This is a genomic window from Streptomyces sp. NPDC059456 (assembly GCF_042750055.1).
Taxonomy (GTDB): Bacteria; Actinomycetota; Actinomycetes; order Streptomycetales; family Streptomycetaceae; genus Streptomyces.
Genome location: NZ_JBHYVA010000336.1, coordinates 1 through 8,911 on the forward strand (window position 1 = coordinate 1; position 8,911 = coordinate 8,911).

General features: G+C 73.0%; 8 protein-coding genes. 5 read left to right on the forward strand and 3 right to left on the reverse strand.

The features are described from left to right. Positions 1-160: 160 nt before the first annotated feature. Both ACFXA3_RS25670 and ACFXA3_RS25675 read right to left on the reverse strand, forming a co-directional pair. Positions 161-427, reverse strand: coding sequence for a protealysin inhibitor emfourin (locus ACFXA3_RS25670; protein ID WP_385190586.1), 267 nt, complete (start codon positions 425-427; stop codon positions 161-163). Between the two features lie 210 nt (positions 428-637). Continuing rightward, positions 638-877 carry a DUF6213 family protein gene (locus ACFXA3_RS25675; RefSeq protein ID WP_385190588.1) on the reverse strand — a complete coding sequence of 80 codons (240 nt, stop codon included), beginning with the start codon at positions 875-877 and terminating at the stop codon, positions 638-640. A gap of 259 nt (positions 878-1,136) precedes the next feature. On the opposite strand from ACFXA3_RS25675, the gene ACFXA3_RS25680 reads away from it, so the two are divergent. The 4 genes from ACFXA3_RS25680 to narI are packed head-to-tail and all read left to right on the forward strand — an operon-like array spanning position 1,137 to position 7,805. Then, positions 1,137-4,814: a nitrate reductase subunit alpha gene (locus tag ACFXA3_RS25680; protein WP_385190589.1), complete on the forward strand. Its 3,678-nt coding sequence runs from the start codon at positions 1,137-1,139 to the stop codon at positions 4,812-4,814. Then, positions 4,814-6,466, forward strand: coding sequence for a nitrate reductase subunit beta (gene narH / locus ACFXA3_RS25685; RefSeq protein ID WP_385190591.1), 1,653 nt, complete (start codon positions 4,814-4,816; stop codon positions 6,464-6,466). Before ACFXA3_RS25680 ends, narH begins: the two co-directional genes overlap by 1 nt. Next, positions 6,463-7,092, forward strand: a complete 630-nt coding sequence (narJ, locus tag ACFXA3_RS25690; RefSeq protein WP_385190593.1) for a nitrate reductase molybdenum cofactor assembly chaperone — start codon at positions 6,463-6,465, stop codon at positions 7,090-7,092. The genes narH and narJ overlap by 4 nt, the downstream gene beginning before the upstream one ends. Beyond that, entirely contained in the window at positions 7,089-7,805 is a 717-nt protein-coding gene (gene narI, locus ACFXA3_RS25695; protein ID WP_385190595.1) for a respiratory nitrate reductase subunit gamma, read from the forward strand. Before narJ ends, narI begins: the two co-directional genes overlap by 4 nt. 222 nt (positions 7,806-8,027) lie before the next feature. On the opposite strand, the gene ACFXA3_RS25700 is transcribed toward narI, so the two are convergent. Then, positions 8,028-8,450 carry a YjbQ family protein gene (locus ACFXA3_RS25700; RefSeq protein ID WP_385190597.1) on the reverse strand — a complete coding sequence of 141 codons (423 nt, stop codon included), beginning with the start codon at positions 8,448-8,450 and terminating at the stop codon, positions 8,028-8,030. 258 nt (positions 8,451-8,708) lie between these two features. Here ACFXA3_RS25700 and ACFXA3_RS25705 point away from each other — a divergent pair, with 258 nt between their 5' ends. Beyond that, positions 8,709-8,864 carry a DUF6131 family protein gene (locus ACFXA3_RS25705; protein WP_385190598.1) on the forward strand — a complete coding sequence of 52 codons (156 nt, stop codon included), beginning with the start codon at positions 8,709-8,711 and terminating at the stop codon, positions 8,862-8,864. Positions 8,865-8,911 lie beyond the last annotated feature (47 nt).

Here is an 8,911-nt window from a genome sequence, read left to right on the forward strand (position 1 = left end):
CTAGTGGTAGTCCACCCCCCCCCCGACCGGGTGGTGCCCGAGCTAGGCGGGGCGCGGATCGTCGGCGTGGTGCACCCCGGTGCCGGGGAGGTCCAGTTCGAGGACCGGAGCGGACCGGCCCGGCGGGATGGGCGTGACGGGGCGTGGTGGGGCGTGACGGTCAGGCGCCCTCGCCCAGGACCGCGGTGATCAGCTGCCGTTGTTCGTCGGTCAGGTACGGATCCCTCAACTCCACCAGCTTGCCGTCGACACGGACGACGTAGCGGAACCCGTCCGGCACGGGTGCCCGGTCCGCGGGGCACTCGCCGCTCAGGGCCCGCTCGGCCAGCCACTCCAGTTCGGGGCCGTCGCTGCGGTACTCCGTGTCGAGGGAAGCGGTCCGTTCCCTGCCCGCGAACCCGCCGGTACGGGTGACGTTGATCAGCATCGCGAAACCTCCTGGGGTCGGCGCCGCCTGCGGCCGGCCGGTCCGGCCGTCCGGGTGACGCCCGGGACGGTCACCCCCTCGTCTGCCCCGGAAATCGGCTCCTGCGCCCGAGCGCACGCCATCGGCACGCAGATGTCCGAAAGCAGACCGCGCCCGAGGGCCGCCGCGTACGTCCCGCGTCGCCGGGTCCGCCCGCGGCCCGGGCGCGCCTCAGGGCTGCCGGTCCGGCCGTGACGCGCAGGCGATGCACTCCGCGTCGATCTGGTCGGCCAGCTGGGTGAGGGCCTCGGTCATGGCCCGGACCGTCTCGGGATCGGCCTCCGGGGAGCCGTCCTCCACCGCGGAAGCCCAGTCATCGGCCACTCCCCGCAGGAGGGCCGTCACCTGCTCGGCCGGGATGAGCAGTCCGCCTTCCTCCGTGGGGATCAGCGGCAGTGCGAACGAGTGCATGGGCCGCTCCTCCTCTCCTGCGGTGCGGACGCGACGGTCGCCCCCGTGGAAGGGCTACCCGGTCGTTGCGGGTCCAACCGGGGAGGCCGGGCGGGGTTCCCTTCCCAAGAGCGGGCCAAGGTACGTTCTCGATCCATTCAACCGGCGGCGAGTGATCCGCGTCACACGTGTCCGCGCACGCACCCTGTGCACGACCCACCCACGGTCGGCCGGATCCCGCACGGGCCCGGCCGCGCCCGTCTCCGGAAGGGGCCACCACGTGAAGCGCGGCAGGGCCAGGGCTACGACAGAACGCGCGGCGGACGCCGTCGCGGACCGACTGCTGCGGGCGGGCCGGTTCCTCACCCGAGCGCCCGGGACGGCGGACGGCCGGGCGGTGTTCCGCACCGACCAGGCGGTCAACGACACGCCGTACCGCGAGCGCTGGGCCCACGACAAGGTGGTGCGCTCCACGCACGGCGTGAACTGCACCGGCTCCTGCTCGTGGCAGGTGTACGTCAAGGACGGCCTGATCACCTGGGAGACGCAGGCGACCGACTACCCGACGACGGGGCCCGACCGGCCGGAGTACGAACCGCGCGGCTGCCCCCGCGGGGCCTCGTTCTCCTGGTACACCTACTCGCCCACCCGCGTGCGCTACCCGCACGCCCGGGGCGTGCTCGTGGAGATGTACCGCGAGGCGAAGGAGCGCCTGGGCGGGGACCCGGTCGCGGCCTGGGCGGAGATCACCACGGACCCGCACAAGAGGCGGCGCTACCAGGCGGCCCGCGGCAAGGGCGGCCTGGTCCGCATCGGCTGGCGGGAGGCCCTGGAGATCGCCGCCGCCGCGCACGTCCACACCCTGGCCGCGCACGGCCCCGACCGGATCGCCGGGTTCTCCCCGATCCCGGCGATGTCGATGGCCTCGCACGCCGTCGGGGCCCGGTTCCACGCCCTGATCGGCGCACCGATGCTGTCGTTCTACGACTGGTACGCGGACCTGCCCATCGCGTCACCGCAGGTCTTCGGCGACCAGACCGACGTACCGGAGTCCGGGGACTGGTGGGACGCCGCCTACCTGATGCTGTGGGGTTCCAACGTCCCCGTCACCAGGACCCCCGACGCCCACTGGATGGCCGAGGCGCGCTACCGCGGACAGAAGGTCGTGGTCGTCTCGCCCGACTACGCGGACGCCACCAAGTTCGCCGACGAATGGCTCCACCCCCACCCGGGCACCGACGGCGCCATGGCCATGGCGATGGGGCACGTGATCCTCAAGGAGTGCTTCGTCGAGCGGCAGGTGCCCTACTTCACCGACTACGTGAAACGGTTCACCGACCTGCCGTTCCTGATCGAACTGGAGGAACGGGAACCGGGCCGGCACGTCCCGGGCCGCTTCGTCACGGCCGCGGACCTGCGCCACACCCGGGAGGCGCCGGACGAGGCGGCGCGCCGGTGGATGCCCGTCCTGCTGGACGCCGTCACCGGCTCGCCGGTGGTGCCCAACGGGACGCTGGGGGACCGCTGGTCGAAGTTCGGCGAGGGCCGCTGGAACCTGGACCTGGGCGGCATCGAGCCGCGCCTGAGCCTCTACGACGGCGCGGACGGGCCGACCGCGAAGGTCGTCCTGCCCCGGTTCGACGAGGAGGGAGCGACGCTGGAACGCGACGTTCCCGTCCAGCGCCTCGGAGACCGCCTGGTGACGACCGTGTTCGACCTGATGCTCGCCCAGTACGGGGTGGGCCGCGGCGGACTCGACGGACAGTGGCCGGCCTCCTACGAGGACGCCTCCGTCCCCTGCACCCCCGCCTGGCAGGAGGCCATCACCTCCGTGGCCGCGGGCGCGGTGGTGCGCGCGGCACGGGAGTTCGCGCGGACCGCCGAGCAGACCCGCGGCCGCTGCATGATCGTGATGGGTGCGGGCACGAACCACTGGTTCCACTCGGACACCATCTACCGCTCCTTCCTGTCCCTGCTCCTGCTCACCGGCTGCCAGGGGGTGAACGGGGGCGGCTGGGCGCACTACGTGGGCCAGGAGAAGGTGCGGCCGTACGCGGGCTGGCAGCAGCTGGCCACCGCATCCGACTGGGTACGGCCCTCCCGGCAGATGGCGGGCACACCGTACTGGTACCTGCACACCGACCAGTGGCGCTACGAGGGGTTCGGCGCCGACGCGCTCACCGCGCCGACGGCCCGCGGCACCTTCGCCGGCGCGCACACGGCGGACCTGGTGGCCCGGTCGGTGCGGCAGGGCTGGATGCCGTCCTACCCCACGTTCTCGGCCAACCCGCTGGAGCTGGGCCGCCAGGCCCGCGCCTCCGGCATGGAGCCCGCGGGGTGGGTGGACCGGCAGCGCGAGGCGGGCCGGCTCGCGTTCGCCTGCGAGGACCCCGACGATCCCGCGAACTGGCCGCGCGTGCTGACGGTGTGGCGGGCCAACCTCATCGGCTCCTCCGCCAAGGGCAACGAGTACTTCCTGCGGCACCTGCTGGGCGCGGACGACAACGCCTCGGCCGCGCCGGCGCCCGAGGAACACCGCCCGCGGGAGGTGGCCTGGCACGACGAGGCACCGCGCGGGAAGCTGGACCTGCTGCTCGCCCTCGACTTCCGGATGACCTCCACCACCCTGTTCGCCGACCTCGTCCTGCCGGCGGCGACCTGGTACGAGAAGCACGACCTGTCCAGTACGGACATGCACCCCTACGTGCACGCCTTCTCACCGGCGATCGACCCGCCGTGGCAGGCGCGCACCGACTTCGAGATCTTCCACGGCATCGCCGGGAAGGTGGCCGAACTGGCCCGGGGCCGCCTGGACGACGCCTGGGACCTGGTCGCCACGGCCCTGCAGCACGACACGCCCGACGAGGCCCCCGCCGAGGGCCCCACCACACCCCGGTACACGCTCGTCAGACGGGACTACACCGCCCTCGCCGACCAGCTGGCGGCCTTCGGGCCGGTGCCCGACGAACACGGCATGCAGGTGCGCGGCATCACCGTGCACACCACCCCGGAGTCCCACTGGCTCGCCGAACGCTGCGGCACGGCCCGGCAGGGAGCGGCCCGGGGCCGGCCGCTGCTCGACACGGACGTCAAGATGTGCGAGGCCATCCTGGCCCTGTCCGGCACGACGAACGGCCGCGTCGCCGCCGAGGGGTTCCGGCAGCTGGGCGTGCGCTGCGGACCGGCGAGCGGTCTGGAGGAACTCGCCGCCTCGCTGGCCGAGCGGCGCATCGTGTTCTCCGACACCCAGGCCCGCCCGGTGCAGGTCGGCGCCAGCTTCGAATGGTCCGGCAAGGAAGGACCGGACCGCCGCTACGCGCCCTTCACCGTCAACACCGAGCACCGCAAGCCCTGGCACACGCTGACCGGCCGCCAGCACTTCTACCTCGACCACGAGTGGATCGCCGAGTACGGCGAACAACTGCCCGTCTACCGGCCGCCGCTGGACCTCGCCGCCCTCGGCGACGCACCGGGCCGGGAGGCGGGACAGGACGGCGCACGGTCGGTGACCGTGCGGTACCTGACCCCGCACTCGAAGTGGTCCATCCACTCCGAGTACCAGGAGAACCTCCTGATGCAGACCCTGGCCCGCGGCGGCCCGGTGATCTGGCTCGGCCTCGAGGACGCGGCCGCGATCGGCGTCGCCGACAACGACTGGATCGAGGCGGTCAACGCCAACGGCGTGGTCGTCGCCCGCGCCGTCGTCTCCCACCGCATGCCGCCCGGCACGGTGTTCATGTACCACGTGCAGGAACGCATGGTGAACGTACCGCTCTCCGAGACCACGGGACGGCGCGGAGGCGTCCACAACGCCCTCACCCGCCTGCTGATCAAGCCCACCCATCTGATCGGCGGACACGCCCAGCTCTGCTTCGCCCCCAACTACTACGGCCCCACCGGCAACCAGCGCGACGCGGTGACCGTCATCCGCCGCCGCTCCCAGGAGGTCACGTACTGATGCCCCGAAGCGAAGCGACGATCGGGCGCGTGATGGCGCAGGTCGCCATGGTCATGAACCTCGACAAGTGCATCGGCTGCCACACCTGTTCCGTCACCTGCAAGCAGACCTGGACCAACCGCTCCGGCAGCGAGTACGCCTGGTTCAACAACGTCGAGACCCGCCCCGGGCAGGGGTACCCCCGCTCCTACGAGGACCAGGAGAAGTGGCAGGGCGGCTGGCGGCTGAAGCGCGGCCGGCTGGTCCCGCGCAGCGGCGGCCGGGCCCGCCGGCTCGCCACCCTCTTCGCCAACCCGCGCCTGCCCTCCCTGGCCGACTACTACGAGCCGTGGACGTACGACTACGAGAACCTGATCAACGCGCCGCTCGGCGACGACGTCCCCACCGCCGCGCCCCGCTCCCTCATCGACGGCCGTCCCACCCAGGTGACCTGGGGCCCCAACTGGGACGACGACCTGGGCGGCGGCCCCGAGCACCTGGCCGGCGACCCCGTCCTCAAGAAGATGAACGAGAAGGTCCGCCTGGAGTACGAGCAGGCGTTCATGTTCTACCTGCCACGGATCTGCGAGCACTGCCTGAACCCGTCGTGCGTCGCCGTGTGCCCCTCGGGGGCCCTGTACAAGCGGATCGAGGACGGCATCGTCCTCGTCGACCAGGACCGCTGCCGCGGCTGGCGCATGTGCGTGACCGGATGCCCGTACAAGAAGGTCTACTTCAACCACCGCACCGGCAAGGCCGAGAAGTGCACGCTGTGCTACCCGCGCATCGAGGCCGGACAGCCCACCGTGTGCTCCGAGACCTGCGTCGGCCGCCTGCGCTACCTCGGGGTCGTCCTCTACGACGCCGACAAGGTCGGGGCCGCCGCCGCCACACCGGACGAGAAGGACCTCTACGAGGCCCAGCTCGGCTGCTTCCTCGACCCCCACGACCCCGCCGTGCAGCAGGCGGCGGAGGACGCGGGCATCCCGCACGACTGGATCACGGCCGCCCGGCGGTCCCCCGTACGCGCCCTGATCAGCGAGTACAAGGTGGCGCTGCCGCTGCACCCGGAGTACCGCACCATGCCGATGGTCTGGTACATCCCGCCGCTGTCGCCCGTCGTGGAGTCCCTGACCGCCACCGGACACGACGGCGAGGACCCGGCGAAGCTCTTCGCCGCGATCGACTCGATGCGGATCCCGATCGGCTACCTGGCCGAACTGTTCACGGCGGGCGACCCGGACCCGGTGGAGGCGGCGCTGTGCCGCCTGGCCGCCATGCGCGCCCACATGCGGCGCATCAACCTCGGCGAGGAGCGCGACCCCGCCATCGCCCGCTCCGTCGGCATGGACGGCGACGCCGTCGAGGCCATGTACCGGCTGCTCGCCGTCGCCAAGTACGAGGACCGCTACGTCATCCCGACCGGGTACGTCGCCGAGCACTCCCGGCACGAGGAACATACCGGCCCCGGCACCGGATGCAGCCTCGACGGCGAGGGCGGGCCCGGGATGTACACCGCCGACACCTTCCACGCCCCCCTCGCCGGCCCCGAAGCCGTGAACGCGCCCGGGGCCACCGGGCCGACCGGCTCGCTGAGCGGCCGCGTCAACCTGCTCAACTGGAACGGCCGGGGCACCCCGACCGGACTCTTCCCCCGCCGGGGGCGGGCATGACCCACACCGCCGCCCTCCACCAGGCCGCCTCCCTGCTGCTGTCGCACCCCGACGAGGACTGGCCGCAGCGCCTCGGCCTCGTCCGGAGCTGTCTGCGCGAGGTCCCCGGTGAGGAGGCCGCGCTGCTGCTGCGGTTCTGCACCGCCGTCGCCGGAGTACCGCAACTGGAGCTGTCCGCCCGTTATGTGACCACCTTCGACCGCAGCCGTCGCCGGACCCTGCACCTCACGTACTACACGGACGGCGACACCCGCCGCCGCGGCGAAGCCCTGCTGCGCTGGCGCCGGCTGTACCGCGAGCACGGCTGGCGGCCACCCGCGGACGAACTGCCCGACTTCCTGCCGCTCGCCCTGGAGTTCGCCGCCCGCAGCCCCGAAGCCGGACGCGGGGCCCTCCGGGAACACCGTGCCGCACTCGAACTGCTCCGGATGGCCCTGGCCGACCACGAGAGCGCCTACGCCGACGTCCTCAAGGCCGTCTGCCTCACCCTGCCGGGAGCCTCGCCCGCCGACCGTGCGGCCGCCCTGCACCTGGCGCGCAGCGGCCCGCCCACCGAGACCGTGGGCCTGCTGCCCCTTCCCGCGCTGCGCCCGCAGGCAGCCCCGGCCGAGGAGACCCGCCGATGAACCACGTGCACACCGCCCTGTGGGGCGTGCTGCCCTACCTCGTCGCCGTCGTCCTCGTCGCGGGCACCGCCTGGCGCTACCACTACGACCGCTTCGGGTTCACCACCCGCTCCAGCCAGCTGCACGAGCACCGGCTGCTGAGCATCGGCGCCCCGCTCTTCCACTACGGACTGCTCTTCGTGATCGGCGGGCACGTCGTGGGACTGCTCGTCCCCGAATCGCTCACCGAGCGCCTGCACATCCGCGAACCGGTCTACCACGCCAACGCCCTGTTCGTCGGGGGAGCCGCGGGCCTGGCCACCGTCACCGGCCTGGCGATCCTGCTGTACCGGCGCCTCAGGGTGCCCGCCGTACGCATCGGCACGAGCCGCAGCGACCGCGCCGTCCACCCCGTCCTCGCCGCCGTCCTGCTGGCCGGCCTGACGGCCACCGCGACCACCCTCGCCCCGCACCCCTACGACTACCGGATGGGCGTGTCCGTCTGGTTCCGCTCCCTCCTGGCCCTCGACCCCGACGTCCCCGCCATGGCGGGCGCCCCGCTGCCGTACCAGGTCCATGCGCTGCTCGCCATGACGCTGTTCGCCCTGTGGCCGTTCAGCCGCCTCGTCCACGCCTTCACCGCACCGCTCGGCTACCTGGCCCGCCCGTACGTCGTCTACCGCTCCCGCGGGGCCGTTTCCGCAGGCCAGGGCCGGGGCCGGGCATCGGGATGAGGCCCCGGACGGCCGGTACCCGAGCGGGCACACGCCGGAGGGAACGGCACGGAGGACAAGCGAAAGGGCCCCCATGCGCAGCGTCGGCGCCGAGGAGGAACCGCTGCCGGTCGGGCGGCGGCCTGGCCGCGATGGTGCTCCGGTGCGCCCGCCGCACCCTCGGGGACGACTCCGGTGCCGGCGCCGCTCCCGCCCGGTGCCGCTGACGCCGCCCCGATGCGCTCAGCCCAGGAAGGACAGCCGCACCGTGCGCCGGGGGTTGTCCCGGTTGGTGTCCACCAGCACCACGGACTGCCAGGTGCCCAGCGCCAGCTCGCCCCCCACCACCGGCAGGGTGGCGTGGGGCGGCACGAAGGCGGGCAGGACGTGGTCGCGGCCGTGGCCGGGGGAGCCGTGCCGGTGGCGCCAGCGGTCGTCGGCGGGCAGCAGCGTGCGCAGCGCGTCCAGCAGGTCACCGTCACTGCCGGCGCCCGTCTCGATGAGGGCCAGCCCGGCCGTCGCGTGCGGGGTGAACACGTTGAGCAGCCCGTCCCGGCCGCGGGCGGCGTCCCGCAGGAACTGCGCGCACGCCGGGGTCAGGTCGTGGACGGTCTCGTCGGAGCCCGTCGTCACGTCGAGCGTCCGTGTGGTGAAGGTGTCGGTCATCCCCCCATCCTCGCCGCACACCACGGACATCGCCGCCGGCAGCCGCGTGGCCCTCGGCATCCTCGTCCACGAGCCGCTCAGCGCCCAGGACGAGAACGACGACGCGGTGGGGGAGGCCGCGGACGGAGCGAACTCGACCGCAGCCGGCCCTCGTCGGGGACGGCACCGGTACGGACGGGATTCGGGGGTACACGCCGTCCGAGGCGCCACGGCGGTTCAACCGTTCCGCCGGTCCCCAACGTGAGAACGAGGCATCGCATGATTCTCGTCGGACTGATCCTCCTGCTCATCGGTTTCCTGACCGGACTCTCCTTCCTGTGGACCATCGGGGTCATCCTGCTGGTGGTCGGCGCGGTGCTGTGGATCCTGGGCTCGGTCGGGCACGCGGTCGGCGGCCGGCGCCACTACTGGTGACCGCACGCCGCGGTGCACACGGCGCGGGCGGGTCCCCTCACAGGGGC